Raw genomic sequence first — 15,473 nt, forward strand, 5'->3', positions numbered from 1 at the left:
CTGAATGATGGGAATTCGTCTTTTTGTCGCCTTACCGATCTCGGAAGAGATCCGCAAGCAGTGCGTATCGCTTCAAGAGATCGGCCGCCAAAAGGCCTCCTCCATCCGATGGGTCGCCCCGGAGCAGATTCATCTAACCCTCTTTTTCTTGGGTTGGACCGATCCGGCGATGCAACCGAAAATCGAGACGGAAATTCGTGAGACCGCCGCGCGCTCCGTCTCCTTTTTAGTTCAGATCAGCGGGTTAGGTCTCTTTCCAAAACCGGCCGCACCGAAGGTCTTTTGGGTCGGCGTCTCAAACGAGTCTCCGCTGTTGTCGCTTCAGCAAGTGTTGTCGGAGCGAATGGCTTCTCTCGGCTTTCCGGTGGAGACCCGTCCCTATCGACCCCATCTCACCCTCGGTCGGGTAAAAGGATCGGTCCCCGACGGATTTATCCGCTGGGTCGCCGAAGAGAGTCGGCTTCAGATTGGAGAGTGTGACATGGAAAGCCTTTTGCTGATGGAGAGTCGGATGAGACCGGAAGGGTCCATTTATACCCCGCTGTTCACCGCCGGCCTGGGAACGTCATAGCACCAGTTATTATTTACTTAAGGAGAAAACATGGCAGAGCGAGAATTGAAAGAAAGAGAGAACCACCGAGAAAAAGCCCTTGAACTGGCAATGTCGCAGATCGAAAAGCAGTTCGGCAAGGGAGCGATCATGAAGCTTGGGGCGGACGGGGTCGCCGCAAACGTCGCCATCATCCCCAGCGGCTCGTTGGGACTCGATATCGCACTCGGCGTCGGCGGAATTCCACGGGGCCGCGTCGTCGAAATCTTCGGCCCGGAGTCGTCCGGAAAAACCACCCTCTGTCTGCATGCGATTGCAGAAGCGCAGAAGAGTGGCGGGGCGGCCGCATTTATCGACGCCGAACATGCTCTCGACATCCACTACGCCGCAAAGCTGGGGGTCAAAATCGACGACCTCCTCGTCTCCCAGCCCGACACCGGCGAGCAGGGGCTGGAAATTGCCGAGACCTTGGTCCGCAGCGGTGCATTGGATATCGTCGTCATTGACTCGGTCGCCGCGCTCGTCCCGCGGGCCGAGATTGAAGGGGAGATGGGCGACTCGCACATGGGGCTCCAGGCCCGGCTGATGTCCCAGGCGCTTCGGAAGCTGACGGCGGCGATCTCCAAATCTCATACCTGCGTGATGTTCACCAATCAGATCCGGATGAAGATCGGCGTGATGTTCGGAAATCCGGAGACGACCACCGGCGGAAATGCGCTGAAGTTCTACGCCTCCGTTCGGCTCGATATCCGCCGGATCGAAGCAATCAAAGAAGGGCAAGATGTCATCGGAAACCGGGTTCGAGTGAAAGTCGTCAAGAACAAGATCGCACCCCCTTTCCGGCAGGCCGAATTCGACGTCCTCTTTAATCTCGGCATCTCCAGACTCGGAGAGGTCCTCGATTTGGGGGTGGAGAAGAAGGTCATCGATAAAAGCGGCGCCTGGTACTCCTACAAAGGAGATCGGATCGGCCAGGGACGCGACCAGTCGATTAACTATCTCAGGGAGAATCCCGCGACGGCGTCGACTATCGAAGAGGCCATCCGGGAAGCGGGCGGACTGCCGGCGCGGAACGGGAAGAAAGAGATAAAGGACACCAAGGATATGAAGGATACGAAAGAGACCAAAGAGATCCCCACCCCGGCGGTCGCCGTGGGGGCCGAGCGGGTCAAGCGCTAGCCGGCATCCTCCGCCGACGCGTTCGAGGGGCTGAGGCCAGCCCCGGAACAGGTCTCATATGGTAAACTTTCCAAGCGGGTCGGGTGACTTTTCTCCGGCCCGCTTGGATAAACTCATATGGGATAGCGCACGTTCGGAAGGGGGATGATATGAAGATCGATGAGTTGTTGAAGGCGGCGATGGAGCGGGGTTCGTCCGACCTCCACCTGAAAGTCGGCGTACAGCCGATGGCCCGAATTCATGGGTCATTAACACCGCTGGAGAAGTTTCCGAAGCTGACGCAGGAAGAGGCGATCAGCCTGGCCTTCTCGGTGATGAACCCGGCTCAAAAGGAGAAGTTCAAAGAGCGGTCGGAAATCGACTTCGGTTACGGCGCCGCCGGGTTGGGGCGCTTCCGGGTCAATGTCTTCCAGCAGCGCGGGACCATCGGCATGGTCTTTCGCGTCATTCCGATCAAGATTTTATCGATTCAGGATCTGCTTCTCCCGCCGGTCATTGAAAAGCTGGCGGCGGAGCACCGGGGATTGATTCTGGTCACCGGAACGACCGGGAGCGGGAAATCGACCAGCCTCGCGGCGATGGTCGACCATATCAACCAGAATCGGATGGTGAACATCATCACGATCGAGGATCCGATCGAGTTTCTCCATCGCGATAAAAAAGGGATCGTCAGCCAACGGGAGATCGGTCACGATACCGAGTCGTTCAGTATCGCGCTCCGCTCCGCGCTGCGGCAAGACCCCGATGTGATTCTCGTCGGCGAGATGCGCGACTTCGAGACCATTTCGACGGCGCTGGTGGCGGCTGAAACGGGCCATCTGGTGATGAGCACGCTGCATACGCTGGATGCGGTCGAGACGATCAACCGGATTATTTCGGTCTTCCCGCCGTATCAGCAAAAGCAGGTCCGGCTGCAGCTCGCGTCTGTTCTACGGGGGATTGTATCGATGCGGCTGGTTCCCAAGGCCGACGGGCGGGGCCGGGTTCCGGCGGTCGAGGTCTTGATTGCAACCCAGACGGTTCGGGAAGCGATCATCGACCCCGATAAGACACGGCGGATCCATGACATCATCGCCGCCGGCACCTCCCAATATGGGATGCAGACATTCGATCAGTCGCTGTATACCCATTACAAACAGCAGCTGATCACCTATGAAGAGGCATTGAAATGGGCGGCCAATCCCGAAGACTTCGCGTTGAAGGTCAAGGGGATTCAATCGACCAGCGAAAGCTGGGAAGATCAGGAACAGGCCGATGACAGCAGCAAACTACAGATCGACCGCTTCTAAACGCCCCCGAGAGACCGGCCGGCGGAATTCGAAGACGGAGGAAAAAGAGAGCGGAACGGAAACGCAGTCGGAGCTGATCGACCGGGCAAAACAGACAGCCTACCGGATGCTCTCCTACCGAGATCGAAGCATCAAAGAGATCGAAACGAAGCTGGCGCAAAAGGGGTATTCCGAAGCGGTCGTTACCCTCGTCATCGCCTCGCTCAAAGAGGCGAACTATTTAGACGACGATCGCTTTGCGCATCAGTGGGTCCGCCTCAGAACAGAGCATCGGCACCTCGGCCCGCTTCGCCTCAAAAGAGAGCTTCAAGAAAAAGGGCTCTCCCCGGAAATCACCGAGGAGGCGATCCAACGGCTCTCAACGGAAGGAGATCCGGTTGCGCCGGCCGAAGCGGCCCTCCGCCGCCGCTTCAAAGATCCTGCCTCACTTCGCGACATGAAAACCCGGCAGCGCGCTTACGCTTTTCTCCAACGGAAAGGCTTCACCACAGAAACCATTTTTAAGGCATTTAAAAAAATCGGGGCGGCGAACCCGGAGATCGATTAATCCGGATTTCGCCAAATTTCGGTTGATGATTTTGGAACGAAAGATTAAAATTCTAACGGGTATTCCGCCATCGAACCTCCCCGACTTTTCTGATTTTTATAATGCGGGCAAATGAGGGAAAGAGTAGATAAATGACCTCTTCAGAGATCCGATCCAAATTTATCCGTTATTTCGTCGAGCGCGGCCATGCCGAGGTCCCGAGCTCCCCGCTGATTCCCGAGAGCGACCCGACCCTCCTCTTTACCAACGCCGGGATGGTTCAGTTTAAGTCGGTCTTCTTAGGAGAAGAGCAGCGTCCGTACAAGCGCGCCGCCTCCTCTCAGAAGTGTATGCGCGCCGGCGGCAAACACAACGACCTCGACAATGTCGGCCAAACCGCCCGGCATCATACCTTTTTTGAGATGCTCGGCAACTTTTCATTCGGCGACTATTTCAAACAGAATGCCATTGCCTATGCCTGGGAATTGCTGACCCACGTCTTTAAGCTCTCCCCTGAGCGACTCTGGGTGACTGTCTATCAGGAGGACGATGAGGCGGCCGAGCTCTGGAAGAAACATGTTCCGGCCGACCGGATCGTTCGCCTCGGCGAGAAAGATAACTTCTGGTCGATGGGAGAGACCGGACCGTGCGGCCCCTGTTCCGAGATCTTGATCGATCAGGGAGAGCGGGTTCATGCCGACTGCCCCGGCATCGGACGATGCGACTGCGACCGTTATCTGGAAATCTGGAATCTCGTCTTCATGCAGTACAACCGCGATGCGCAAGGAAAGCTCACCCCGCTTCCGAAGCCGAGCATCGACACCGGGATGGGGCTGGAGCGGATCACGGCGGTCTGCCAAGGGGTCTTGAGCAATTATGAAACCGACCTCTTTCAGCCGATCTTCAAGACGATCGGCGCGCGGGCCGGAAAATCAGAGGAAGAAGTTCAGGGGATGATGGCAGGCCGGGTAATCGCCGACCATCTCCGCGCGATTACTTTTTTGATCAACGACGGCGTTATCCCCTCGAATGAAGGACGCGGTTATGTCCTCCGTCGCATCTTGCGCCGGGCGGCACGGTTTGGAAAACAACTCGGCTTCCACGACCCCTTCCTTCACACGATGACCGGGGTCGTCATCGACACGATGCGCGGCCCCTACCCCGATCTGGAGCAGCACCGGAGGCAGATCGAGCAGGCGGTCCTCCTGGAAGAAGAGCGGTTCATCCATACCCTGAACCAAGGGGTTCAAATTCTGGAAGAGATGATCGCGAAAGTAAAGGGCCGGGGAGAAAAGATCCTCCCGGGAGAAGCACTCTTTACCCTCTATGACACCTATGGCTTTCCGCTCGATCTGGCCGCCGAGATCGGCCGGGAAGCGGGGCTCGGCATCGATGAAGGCGGCTTCCGCGCCGCGATGGAGGTCCAACGGGAGCGGGCCCGAAAATCGTGGGTCGGCGCCGGAGAAGCGGACCGGGCGGAGCCGGTCTACCGCGGGCTTCTGGAAGAGTTCGGAAAGAGCCGGTTCACCGGCTACGAGCATCTCGAGGAAGAGATTACCCTCCAGGCGATTTTAAAAGAGGGCGAGCGGGTTGCCTCGGCCAAGGGGGGCGACACTGTCGATCTGATCTTCAGTGCGTCGCCGTTCTATGCCGAAGGGGGCGGACAGGTCGGTGACCGCGGAACCCTCTCCTCGGCAACGGCATTGGTGGAGATCAGCAACACGGTCAAGCCGCTCCCCGACCTCCACCTCCATCGCGCCAAAGTGATTCAGGGGACGATCACCTCCGGCGAGCGGCTCCATGCGATCGTCGACGCAGAGGGGCGAAAGAATTCCGCGCGAAACCATACCGGAACACACATCCTCCATGCAGTGTTGCGGGAGGTGCTCGGTGACCATGTGAAGCAGGCCGGCTCGCTGGTGGCGCCCGATCGCCTTCGCTTCGATTTCTATCACTTCACCCCCCTCACTGAAAAAGAGATCGACCGGATCGAGGCGCGGGTGAACGAGCGAATCCGTGAGGATGCGCAGGTCCAAACCAACGTCATGGAGATCAAAGAGGCGATTTCGACCGGGGCGATGGCCCTCTTCGGCGAAAAATATGGCGAGCAGGTCCGCGTCGTCCAGATGGCCGACTTCAGCCGCGAGCTCTGCGGCGGCACCCACTGCCACGACACCGGCGAGATCGGACTCTTCAAGATCATCAAGGAGAGCAGCGTCGCCGCCGGTATCCGCCGGATCGAAGCGCTCACCGGCCCGGCCGCTTATCAATATATTAAAGGGCAAGAGCGGCTGTTGCGCGACCTCTCCTCCGTCCTGCGAAGCCGCCCCGAAGAGGTGGTTCAGAGGGTCGAGCGGCTCAATGCACAGCTCCAGGAGAAAGACCGGGAGATGGAGAAGCTAAAGAGCCGCGCCGCCTCCCCCGCCGGCGATCCGCTCGGTGCGGTCCGGAAGATCGGATCGCTCTCGCTCAGCGCCCAGAAGATCGCTCCGGCCGACATTAAAGAGATTCGCGCACAGGCCGATCGTCTGCGCGATCGACTCAAATCAGGGGTGATCATCGTCGGCGCCCCCGATCCGAAGGGAGAGAAGGTGTCGATCGTTGTGATGGTGACACCCGATTGGACCTCTCATATTTCTGCGGCAGCTGTCGTGAAAGAGCTGGCGGGGCTGATCGACGGAACCGGCGGCGGGAAGCCGGAGATGGCCCAGGCTGGCGGCAAACGGATCGACAAACTCGACGCCGCGATCGAGCAGTCGGCTGAAATCATCAAAAAGATGTTGGAAAGTTAACCGCTCCATTTTTCAGATCCACCGAACCTGGATGGAAGGAGGCATCAATGTTTACGACACTCAGAAAAGCAGCCCTGGTCGGTTTGGGATTGACCGAGCGGGCGAAAGAACTCTGCGAAGAGCTTGCCCGAAAGGGTGAGGCAAACCAGAGCGACGAAGCGCAGCGGTTGAAGTCCTTTTTCGAGTCGGCGGAAAAAGGAGAGCACGAGCTCAACCAAAAGCTCTCCGATCTCGGCAAACGGATCGCCGGCAACATCCGCTTTCCTTCGCGCGCCGACCTCGACCGGATGGAGAAAGAGCTGGCCGATCTTGCCGCTCAATTTCGCCGGTGGGAGGCATCGCAGCGCGAGCGAGGGAACTCCACTTTCTAATCTGGCTGATCCCCTCCTTCCCGTTTTGGCGGCCTTTCGCTATAATAGCTTTGAGAACTGAACCATTGCTGGGAGACCTCACGACAAGAGGTCTCCCAGCATGCATTTCCCTGAGAAGAGCGGCAAGGAAACCTCTCCGAGCGGAAGACGACATATGGTCAAGGTTTGGATCACCCTTTTCTCTCTGACCCTGCTGGTTGCAATCGGCGCCGTACGCGGTCTTCAATTCCTCAACACCCCCCCGTCCTCGGTAGAGATCTACAAAGTCGTCGAGATCCCCGAAGGGGCCCCCTTCAGTGCCGTCTCCGATCTGCTCCGGCATGAGGAGCTGATCACCAGCCGGATCTTCTTCCGCCTCCTCGGTCTCTGGACAAAGAGCGAAAAAAAGATCAAGCCGGGAGAGTACGCGCTTCATACCGCGATGCGACCGGCGGAGATTCTCGACCTGCTGGTTCGCGGCAAGATCCTCCAGCATCCGGTGGTTATTCCGGAGGGATCGACGGTCCGACAGATCGCCCAAATTCTCCAAGAAACAAAACTGGTCGATGCCGATGTGTTCATGAAGGTGATCGAAGATCCCACCCTGATGACCGAATTCGGCATTGAAGGGGAGAACCTGCAGGGTTATCTCTTCCCCGACACCTATCAGTTCGCAAAGCGGACCCCGCCGCATGAAATCGTCAAGCGGATGGTGACGCAGTTCCAGGCCGTTTATGACGAGTCGTTCCGCCGGCGCGCCGATCAGCTCGGCATGACGCAGCGTGAGATCGTCACCCTCGCCTCGATCATCGAGAAAGAGACCGGCAATCCCTCGGAGCGGGGGCTGATCTCGGCGGTCTTTCACAATCGGCTGAAGAAGAAGATGCGGCTGCAGAGCGACCCGACCGTGATCTTTGCCCTAACCGATTTCGATGGGAACATCACCAAGAAGGATCTCGGCATTCCTTCCCCTTACAATACCTATCGGTTTATTGGTTTACCTCCCGGACCGATCGCCAACCCCGGCAAAGATGCACTCTACGCGGCACTCTTTCCGGCGACGGTCGACTATCTCTTCTTTGTCTCCAAAAACGACGGAAGTCACTTCTTCTCCAAAAACCTCCGCGAGCACAACGGCGCGGTCAACCGATACCAACGCAAGAGGGCGTAGCGATGGCACGGACCGCGGATCGAAAACGGGTGCTCCTTGTCGTCCTCGATGGGGTTGGGATCGGCGCCCTTCCCGATGCCGATCAATACGGCGACGTCGGAAGCGACACGCTGGGACATCTCTCAAAAAAAATAGCGCACTTCCGCCTTCCCCACCTGGAAGCATGGGGATTGGGACGGGTCGGAAATTTAACGGGAATCATGCCGGTCGCGCATCCGGCCGGCCACTTCGGGAAAATGGCGGAGCGCTCGGCGGGGAAAGATACCATCATCGGCCATTGGGAGATGATGGGGGTGATCACACCCACCCCCTTTCCGACCTATCCGAACGGCTTTCCGCCGGAGGTGATTGCCCCTTTTGAAACAGCGATCGGCCGGAAGGTCCTCGGAAACAGGGTCGCCTCCGGAACCGAGATCATCAAAGCGCTCGGCGCGGAACATCTGGCGACCGGCGCCCCGATCGTCTACACCTCAGCCGATTCGGTCTTTCAGGTGGCAGCCCACGAAGCGGTGATCCCGGCGGAAACGCTCTGGGAGATCTGCCGGACCGCCCGCAACCTCTTAAAACCGCCGCACCAGGTCGCGCGGGTGATCGCCCGCCCCTTTATCGGCGCACCGGGGCAATTTGTCCGAACCGACCGCCGCCGCGATTTCTCGGTCGCGCCGCCGACCGAAACACTCCTCGACCGCCTTTGCGCCGCGTCGATTCCGGTGATCGGGATCGGAAAAATCGAGGATATCTTCTCAGGCCGCGGGATCTCTGAAGCGGTCCACACCCACGACAACAACGACGGCCTCGATCAAACCCTCCGTTTCCTCGACCAAACCGATGCCGGACTGATCTTTACCAACCTCGTCGACTTCGACATGCTCTATGGCCACCGAAACGACGCGGTCGGCTATGCCAACGCCCTCGCCACGCTCGACCGGCGGCTCCCGGAAATCGTCGCGAAGATGCGCGAAGACGATCTATTGATTCTCACCGCCGACCATGGGAACGACCCCCTCTTCCCCGGCACCGACCATACGCGCGAGTATGTTCCGCTGCTGGTTTTTCAAAAAGGAATTCGAGGACAAGACCTTGGCGTGCGGAGCACCTTTGCCGACCTCGGCCAGACGCTGGCCGCGCATTTCAATGTCGGGCCGCTTTCGGCTGGCAGCAGTTTTCTTCCACTGATCACTGCAGCGGCGGCATAAACCACACTCATCTGGAGCGCTTCGATGGATTATGAAAAGAAATTGGAATCGCTTGGCTTGAAACTTCCTCCCCCTCCCAAACCGGTGGCAACCTATGTTCCGGCGGTTCGGAGCGGAAACCTGCTCTACCTCTCGGGAATGATTCCAATGGTGGATGGGAAAATGGCAACGACGGGAAAACTCGGAAAAGAGCTGACGGTGGAGCAGGGTCAAGAGGTCACGCGGATTACTCTGCTCAATGCATTGGCGGTGATCAAGGCTGCAGTCGGCTCACTGGATCGGGTGAAGCGGATCGTCCGAATCGGCGTCCACGTCGCCTCAGCCGAAGGCTTTACACAACAGCCGGCGGTCGCCAACGGCGCGTCGGATCTGCTCGTTCAAATCTTTGGAGAAGAGGGACGGCATGCCCGCCTGGCACTCGGGGCCGCCGAACTGCCGCTCGGCGCGCCGGTGGAGTTGGAAATGATTGTAGAGGTGGAATGACCTTCTTACTGCAAGTTCACCTGCAGTTCTGCATGTGATCGCAGGCGAGCGAGGTACTCCGTCTCCTTCGTGGTCCGTTTCTCATCGGTCAGCTTTTTTCGAATCATCGGCTCGACCTCTTCCTGCCGCTTGCCGCTGAACTCTGAAAGATGCTCCTGGTAATAACGGGTTACCTCTTTTTGGGAAACAAAAACAAACGAGTAGATCCGCTCCTGAAGCAGCCGCTCCGCCCAGAGCTGCTCCCGTGTCTCTTCTTTTAGCTCATCCGGCGACAAACCGGTCCGCTGCAACGCTTCCTCATAGGCAGCCTCCGTTTTAAACCGATCGCGAATTGCTTTTACCCGTTGCGACACCTCCGCGTCGGTCGGCGCTTGGAAGACAAATCGGTGCGCCTCCGCTTGGAGCAGCCGGTTATCAATCACCCGGTCGAGCGTCTTTTTCGGATCTCCCGCCGTGTCAGTTGGATTGCTGAAAAAAGCTTGGTATCGATCGAGGTCAGAGAGGAAGATGATCCGGCCGTTGACGGTGGCGGCGATCCGTTCCACCGGTTGCGCAGAAAAACCGGTTGAAGGAAGTCCGGGGACAAATAGGACAAACAAGGAAAATAAGAAAAATAAAAAGCGCAGCGCGAAGAGAGGTTTCATCTAAGCGAGGATCACCTCGGTCTGGGCCAGGAGATCGTGCAGTCCCCGTTTCTTCTTCTCGAAAATCGCCAGAAGAAAGCCGACTCCGAAAAAGAAGCTCGAGAGAAAATAGCCGAAGGTGCGCAGAAGCGCCCGAAGCGGAGAAGGAGGCGTCCCCTGAGCGGTGACGACCTTGATCCGTATGAGCATTTTGGCCGGGGTCTGGCCGCCGTAGGAGTGAAAAAAGGTAAAGTAGCCTATCAGAAGAAGAAACCATGCGGCGGCGAAGGGGGCGACCAGGGAGACGACCATCTCTTCTTCCGGGATCGCCCCGCCGCTCGCTTGGCGAATGGCGAGGAATCCAACGACCATTAAAAGCAGGTAGAGAAATTGGATGATAAAGAGATCGATCCCAAACGCGAGGACGCGGCGAAGAAAACCGGCCGGTTGAAGGATTGGACTCGCGGGGGCCTCCGAGACCGATGAGAGCGGCAGAGGCTGCGAAAGCGGTTCAGACAGCGGATCCTCCGCCGACGGGTTGATATGCTCCATCACTTATCCCCTGCTTTCGATCTCATATTGAACGATCGCCAATGCGGCGAGAACCGCCGTCTCAGCGCGCAGCACCCGGCTCCCGAGGGAGAGGAGACGATAGCCGGCCTCGGCCGCCGCATCGACCTCTTTTTTCTCCCAGCCCCCTTCCGGTCCGATCAACAAAGTCCCCTCTTTTGGAAATGCTTTGAGGGCCGAGGCAATCTCCGCTTGCGGTGATGTTGGAGGGGCCCCTTCCCAAAAGAAAAATTTTAGACCGTTCCCTCGGCTCTCTGCAAGGAAATCTTTGAACGCCATCGGAGGGTCGAGCTTGGGAACGGTCCACCGGCCCGACTGTTGCGCCGCCTCGGTGACAATCTTGAGCCAGCGCTCCTGTTGATGGGCGATCCGGTCGGATTTCGGCCGGACGACCGCCCGCTCCGTCATCAGCGGGGTGAGCCGGGCGACCCCCAATTCGGTCGCCTTCTGAATCACCCACTCCATCTTTTCCCCCTTCAGCAGACCGACCCCGAGGTGAAGGGCCGGAAGCAGCGGCGGGGGAGGGCTCTCTTCCCGCACAATTTCCAGGACCAGCTGCGATCGGCTTGATTCGATCAGCCGCGCGGCATACCGCTTCGGCTGCTCGTCGACCAGGGAAAGGATCTCCCCCTCCTCCACGCGGAGGACATCACGAAGGTGATGGGTCAACTGATCCCGAATGATGATGTGACCCTGATCGACCTGTGCTGAACGGATAAAATAGATGGGCATGGAAGAGAAGCCTTCAGCGATCAGCGCTCAATAAAAACAGAAAAGTCACCCCGTTACCGATTGCGGACGGCTGAAAGCGTAATTATTCGAAAAGATTTTTGACCTTCTCAAAGAGCTTGCCGGAGTCGGGCTCGACCGGCTCCCCGCTGACCCGGGCGAACTCTTCGAGAAGTTCCCGCTGTTTGGCGGTCAGCTTGGTCGGAACCTCCAATTTCACCCGGACCAGCTCATCTCCGATGCCGTAGCCTCTCACATTGGCAAAACCAAGACCCTTGAGCCGGAAGATCTTTCCATCCTGGGTGCCGGGGGGTATCTTGACCGGCGTCGGTCCTTTCATCGTCGGGGCTTCGACCTTGCCGCCGAGGATCGCCTTGACGAAACTGACCGGGACTTCACAGAGGATATGGTCGCCGTCCCGCATAAATTGCGGATGCTCTTGGACGGTGATCACCACATAGAGATCGCCGGTGGGCCCGCCGTTGTTTCCGACCTCCCCTTCTCCGGTGACCCGCAGCCGCGAGCCGGTCTCCACCCCCGGTGGAATTTTAACGGAGATTGTCTTGTCACGCGTGACGTAGCGCTCGCCGCGGCACTGCGTGCAGGGTTCGGAGACGATTCGGCCTTCTCCCCGGCACTGGGTGCAGGTGCGGCTCACCGCAAACATCCCCTGCTGGAATCGAAGCTGTCCTGCGCCGCCGCAGGTCGGACAGACCTGGGTCGCCCCCCCTTTGGCGCCGGTCCCTTTGCAGGCGCCGCAGGCCTCGGGCCGGCGTAGTTTGATCTTCGCCTCTTTCCCGAAGTAAGCCTCCTCGAAGGTGATCGTCATGTTGTAGCGGAGATCGTTCCCCCGTTGAGCGCGGGTGCGTCCTCTCCCGCCGCCCGACGCGCCGAAGAACTCCTCAAAGATGTCGCCGAAGATATCGGAGAACCCGCCTTGGTTAAAGTCAAAGCCGCCCGATCCGGGCTGTCCGGCATGTCCGAAGAGATCATAGCTTCTCCGCTTTTCGCCGTCTGCCAAAACGCTGTAGGCTTCGTTGACCTCTTTGAATTTATCCTCGGCCGCCTTGTCCCCCGGGTTGCGATCGGGGTGGTACTTCAGGGCCATCTTCCGATACGCCTTTTTGAGCTCTTCTTCAGAGGCGCTTCGCTCGACACCGAGCACTTCGTAATAATCGATTTTGTTCGCCACAGGACTCCCTGACATGGAAGTAAGCTTTCAGCGATCAGCCACCGGCAAGCTCACCTCATTCCTTGTTTAAGCGGACGGCCAAACCGCCGACAGCTGATCGCTTGATTCTATTTGCCTATCTTATTTCTTTCGCTTATTTCTCTTCGTTATTTCTTATCGGTCTCTTCAAATTCGGCATCGACGACGTTCTCGTCGCGCTTCGTCTCTTGCTTTCCGTCGCCCGCACCATCACCGCCGGTCGGTCCGGCTTGGCCGCCACCCGGCGCGGCGCCGGTCTTTTTATACATCTCTTCGGCCAGCTTGTGGGAGACTTTGGAGAGCTCGGTGATGGCCGACCGGATCTGATCGACCTCATTCGATTCCATTGCCTTTCGGGCTTGGGCGATCTGATCTTGAATCTGAGTCTTCTCTTCCGGCGAGACCTTGTCGCCGAAATCGCCCAGTGATTTCTCGGTGGCATAGATGAGGCTGTCGGCCTCATTCTTCACCTCGATCAACGCTTTCTTCTTTTTATCTTCCTCTGCATGGGCCTGGGCATCTTTGACAAGCTTGTCGATCTCATCTTTGCTCAGACCGCTGGAGGCGGTGATCCGGATCGACTGCTCCTTTTGTGTCGCCATGTCTTTTGCGGAGACATGGACAATGCCGTTTGCATCGATGTCGAAGGTGACCTCTACCTGAGGAATGCCGCGCGGCGCGGGAGGAATTCCGATCAGATCGAATTGGCCGAGGAGTTTGTTGTCGGCCGCCATCTCGCGCTCTCCCTGGAAGACCCGGATCGTCACCGCCGTCTGATTGTCCGACGCGGTCGAGAAGACCTGGCTCTTCTTGGTTGGAACGGTCGTGTTGCGATCGATAATCCGGGTGAAGACCCCGCCGAGCGTTTCGATCCCGAGCGAGAGCGGCGTCACGTCGAGGAGAAGCACATCTTTGACCTCTCCCTTCAGCACCGCCCCCTGGATCGCAGCCCCGATGGCAACCACCTCATCCGGGTTGACCCCTTTGTGCGGCTCTTTTCCGAAGAACTGCTTGACCACCTGCTGGACCTTCGGCATCCGGGTCATCCCGCCGACGAGGACCACCTCATCAACCTCTTTTGCGGAGAGTCCCGCATCGGAGAGCGCTTTTTTGCACGGCTCGATGGTCCGCTGAACGAGCGGATCGACCAGCTGCTCCAGCTTCGCGCGGGTGAGCTTCACCACCAAATGCTTCGGACCGGTGGCGTCGGCGGTAATAAAGGGCAGGTTGATCTCGGTCTCCATGGCGTTGGAGAGCTCAATCTTCGCCTTCTCCGCAGCCTCTTTCAACCGCTGCAGCGCCATCCGATCTTTCTTCAGATCGATCCCGTTTTCCTTCCGGAACTCCTCGATCAGCCAATCCATGATCATAAGGTCGAAGTCGTCTCCGCCGAGATAGGTATCGCCGTTCGTCGATTTCACCTCAAAGACGCCGTCACCGATCTCGAGGATGGAGACGTCAAACGTTCCCCCTCCAAGATCATAGACGGAGATCTTCTCGTCTTTCTTCTTGTCCAATCCATAGGCCAAAGAGGCCGCCGTCGGCTCATTGATGATCCGAAGGACATTCAAGCCGGCGATCTGTCCGGCATCTTTGGTCGCCTGCCGCTGGCTGTCATCGAAATAAGCCGGGACGGTGACGACGACCTCGGTGATCTTCTCGCCGAGATAGGCCTCCGCATCCTGCTTCAGCTTCTGCAAGATCATCGCGGAGACTTCCTGGGGGCTATACGCCTTCCCCTGAATCTCGACGTGGGCATCGCCGTTCGCCGCCTTGACGATTTTATAGGGAAGCCGTTTCATCGCCTCCTTCACCTCCGGCGAATCGTATTTACGCCCCATCAGCCGCTTGATGGAGTAGATCGTGTTCGCCGGGTTGGTCACCGCTTGTCTTCGGGCAACCTGCCCGACCAGCCGCTCTCCTTTATCCGTGATCGCGACGACCGAAGGGGTGGTCCGGCTACCCTCTGCATTGGGGATTACTTCCGGCTGTCCACCCGTCACCACCGCGATGCAGGAGAACGTCGTCCCCAAATCAATTCCAATTACCTTTGCCATTGTCTCCTCCATTAAAAATTCGGATGAATCCGCGAGGCACGCCCCGCTTTCTTGACATCACCTCAGACAACACTTTATGTCTCAAGAAGACGTGTCGACTTCATCACGGCGTGTCATCGGTCAAGCCGTTCCGGGAGGACCGATCTCTCAGTCGCTCCCGGAGGAAGGCGTTTTCCTCTTGGCAATCGTTACCAGAGAAGGACGGAGAACACGCTCATTAATAAGATAGCCTTTTTGAGTCTCCCCGACCACCTGATTTTCCTTCGCATCGGACCCTTCATCGACCTCTACCTGACCGATCGATTGATGGAGTGCGGGATCGAACGATTGATGGAGGCTCTCAATCGGCGTGACGCCGAACTTGCCCAACACGGAGAGGAGCAGTTTTTGCGTCAGTGCCACCCCCTCCATCATCCGATCAAAATCGCGCGTCTCTCTGGAATGAGCAATCGCCCGGTCCAAGTTATCAATCGCCGGGAGAAGCTCTCGGATCAACTTTTCATTCCCATACCGGGCCTGATCGACCTGCTCTCGCTGGGCGCGCTTACGATAGTTTTCAAAATCCGCAAGGGTCCGCAGATACCGATCTTGCGCTTCACGGGCCGCCTGTTCATTTTTCTCACTCTCGGCGCGAAGCGCTTCCACCGTTTTATCCGATGTTGTTGCCGACGAGGCCTCTTGCGAGCCGGCTCCGCCGTCGGACGGCGCTGTTTGTCCTGTAGGTCTTCCTTCTTCCTGCGGGTTCAAG

General features: G+C 58.1%; 15 protein-coding genes. 9 read left to right on the top strand and 6 right to left on the bottom strand.

Features of this window, described 5'->3' with window-relative positions; genetic code table 11:
* Positions 1 to 4: 4 nt before the first annotated feature.
* From thpR to HY282_14050, 9 genes are all read left to right on the top strand, one after another.
* Entirely contained in the window at positions 5 to 571 is a 567-nt protein-coding gene (thpR, locus tag HY282_14010; GenBank protein ID MBI3804867.1) for an RNA 2',3'-cyclic phosphodiesterase, read from the top strand.
* A 30-nt stretch (positions 572 to 601) separates the two neighbouring features.
* On the top strand, positions 602 to 1,729 hold the full coding sequence (recA, locus tag HY282_14015) for a recombinase RecA (GenBank protein ID MBI3804868.1): 1,128 nt from the start codon (positions 602 to 604) through the stop codon (positions 1,727 to 1,729).
* A 149-nt stretch (positions 1,730 to 1,878) separates the two neighbouring features.
* Entirely contained in the window at positions 1,879 to 3,018 is a 1,140-nt protein-coding gene (locus tag HY282_14020; protein MBI3804869.1) for a type IV pilus twitching motility protein PilT, read from the top strand.
* The gene (locus HY282_14025; protein MBI3804870.1) at positions 2,984 to 3,565 is read left to right on the top strand and encodes a regulatory protein RecX; all 582 of its coding nucleotides are present in this window, start codon (positions 2,984 to 2,986) and stop codon (positions 3,563 to 3,565) included. Before HY282_14020 ends, HY282_14025 begins: the two co-directional genes overlap by 35 nt.
* Positions 3,566 to 3,696: 131 nt before the next feature.
* Positions 3,697 to 6,336 carry an alanine--tRNA ligase gene (gene alaS, locus HY282_14030; GenBank protein ID MBI3804871.1) on the top strand — a complete coding sequence of 880 codons (2,640 nt, stop codon included), beginning with the start codon at positions 3,697 to 3,699 and terminating at the stop codon, positions 6,334 to 6,336.
* 47 nt (positions 6,337 to 6,383) lie between these two features.
* On the top strand, positions 6,384 to 6,707 hold the full coding sequence (locus tag HY282_14035; protein MBI3804872.1) for a hypothetical protein: 324 nt from the start codon (positions 6,384 to 6,386) through the stop codon (positions 6,705 to 6,707).
* Between the two features lie 154 nt (positions 6,708 to 6,861).
* On the top strand, positions 6,862 to 7,857 hold the full coding sequence (mltG, locus tag HY282_14040) for an endolytic transglycosylase MltG (protein ID MBI3804873.1): 996 nt from the start codon (positions 6,862 to 6,864) through the stop codon (positions 7,855 to 7,857).
* 2 nt (positions 7,858 to 7,859) lie between these two features.
* Positions 7,860 to 9,053: a phosphopentomutase gene (locus tag HY282_14045; protein MBI3804874.1), complete on the top strand. Its 1,194-nt coding sequence runs from the start codon at positions 7,860 to 7,862 to the stop codon at positions 9,051 to 9,053.
* Positions 9,054 to 9,077: 24 nt separating this feature from the next.
* A complete protein-coding gene (locus tag HY282_14050; GenBank protein ID MBI3804875.1) occupies positions 9,078 to 9,536 on the top strand; it encodes a RidA family protein in 459 nt (152 codons plus the stop codon).
* Between the two features lie 5 nt (positions 9,537 to 9,541).
* On the opposite strand, the gene HY282_14055 is transcribed toward HY282_14050, so the two are convergent.
* From HY282_14055 to grpE, 6 genes are all read right to left on the bottom strand, one after another.
* Positions 9,542 to 10,180, bottom strand: coding sequence for a SurA N-terminal domain-containing protein (locus HY282_14055; protein ID MBI3804876.1), 639 nt, complete (start codon positions 10,178 to 10,180; stop codon positions 9,542 to 9,544).
* On the bottom strand, positions 10,181 to 10,711 hold the full coding sequence (locus tag HY282_14060) for an RDD family protein (protein MBI3804877.1): 531 nt from the start codon (positions 10,709 to 10,711) through the stop codon (positions 10,181 to 10,183).
* 3 nt (positions 10,712 to 10,714) lie between these two features.
* Complete coding sequence (locus tag HY282_14065; protein ID MBI3804878.1) at positions 10,715 to 11,461, bottom strand: 16S rRNA (uracil(1498)-N(3))-methyltransferase; 747 nt, start codon at positions 11,459 to 11,461, stop codon at positions 10,715 to 10,717.
* Between the two features lie 82 nt (positions 11,462 to 11,543).
* Positions 11,544 to 12,665: a molecular chaperone DnaJ gene (dnaJ, locus tag HY282_14070; GenBank protein MBI3804879.1), complete on the bottom strand. Its 1,122-nt coding sequence runs from the start codon at positions 12,663 to 12,665 to the stop codon at positions 11,544 to 11,546.
* A gap of 131 nt (positions 12,666 to 12,796) precedes the next feature.
* Entirely contained in the window at positions 12,797 to 14,725 is a 1,929-nt protein-coding gene (dnaK, locus tag HY282_14075) for a molecular chaperone DnaK (protein ID MBI3804880.1), read from the bottom strand.
* Between the two features lie 147 nt (positions 14,726 to 14,872).
* Complete coding sequence (grpE, locus tag HY282_14080; protein ID MBI3804881.1) at positions 14,873 to 15,472, bottom strand: nucleotide exchange factor GrpE; 600 nt, start codon at positions 15,470 to 15,472, stop codon at positions 14,873 to 14,875.
* Position 15,473: the final 1 nt, after the last annotated feature.

Source organism: Candidatus Manganitrophaceae bacterium, assembly GCA_016200325.1.
GTDB lineage: Bacteria > Nitrospirota > Nitrospiria > SBBL01 > Manganitrophaceae > Manganitrophus.

What these genes read in the sequence shown, in the direction of transcription:
- HY282_14020 (MBI3804869.1), top strand. Translation starts at nt 1,879, where the DNA reads ATGAAGATCGATGAGTTGTTGAAGGCGGCGATGGAGCGGGGTTCGTCC.
- HY282_14045 (MBI3804874.1), top strand. Translation starts at nt 7,860, where the DNA reads ATGGCACGGACCGCGGATCGAAAACGGGTGCTCCTTGTCGTCCTCGAT.
- alaS (MBI3804871.1), top strand. Translation starts at nt 3,697, where the DNA reads ATGACCTCTTCAGAGATCCGATCCAAATTTATCCGTTATTTCGTCGAG.
- HY282_14050 (MBI3804875.1), top strand. Translation starts at nt 9,078, where the DNA reads ATGGATTATGAAAAGAAATTGGAATCGCTTGGCTTGAAACTTCCTCCC.
- HY282_14025 (MBI3804870.1), top strand. Translation starts at nt 2,984, where the DNA reads ATGACAGCAGCAAACTACAGATCGACCGCTTCTAAACGCCCCCGAGAG.
- HY282_14035 (MBI3804872.1), top strand. Translation starts at nt 6,384, where the DNA reads ATGTTTACGACACTCAGAAAAGCAGCCCTGGTCGGTTTGGGATTGACC.
- HY282_14065 (MBI3804878.1), bottom strand. Translation starts at nt 11,461, where the DNA reads ATGCCCATCTATTTTATCCGTTCAGCACAGGTCGATCAGGGTCACATC.
- dnaJ (MBI3804879.1), bottom strand. Translation starts at nt 12,665, where the DNA reads ATGTCAGGGAGTCCTGTGGCGAACAAAATCGATTATTACGAAGTGCTC.
- mltG (MBI3804873.1), top strand. Translation starts at nt 6,862, where the DNA reads ATGGTCAAGGTTTGGATCACCCTTTTCTCTCTGACCCTGCTGGTTGCA.
- dnaK (MBI3804880.1), bottom strand. Translation starts at nt 14,725, where the DNA reads ATGGCAAAGGTAATTGGAATTGATTTGGGGACGACGTTCTCCTGCATC.
- thpR (MBI3804867.1), top strand. Translation starts at nt 5, where the DNA reads ATGATGGGAATTCGTCTTTTTGTCGCCTTACCGATCTCGGAAGAGATC.
- HY282_14055 (MBI3804876.1), bottom strand. Translation starts at nt 10,180, where the DNA reads ATGAAACCTCTCTTCGCGCTGCGCTTTTTATTTTTCTTATTTTCCTTG.
- recA (MBI3804868.1), top strand. Translation starts at nt 602, where the DNA reads ATGGCAGAGCGAGAATTGAAAGAAAGAGAGAACCACCGAGAAAAAGCC.
- HY282_14060 (MBI3804877.1), bottom strand. Translation starts at nt 10,711, where the DNA reads ATGGAGCATATCAACCCGTCGGCGGAGGATCCGCTGTCTGAACCGCTT.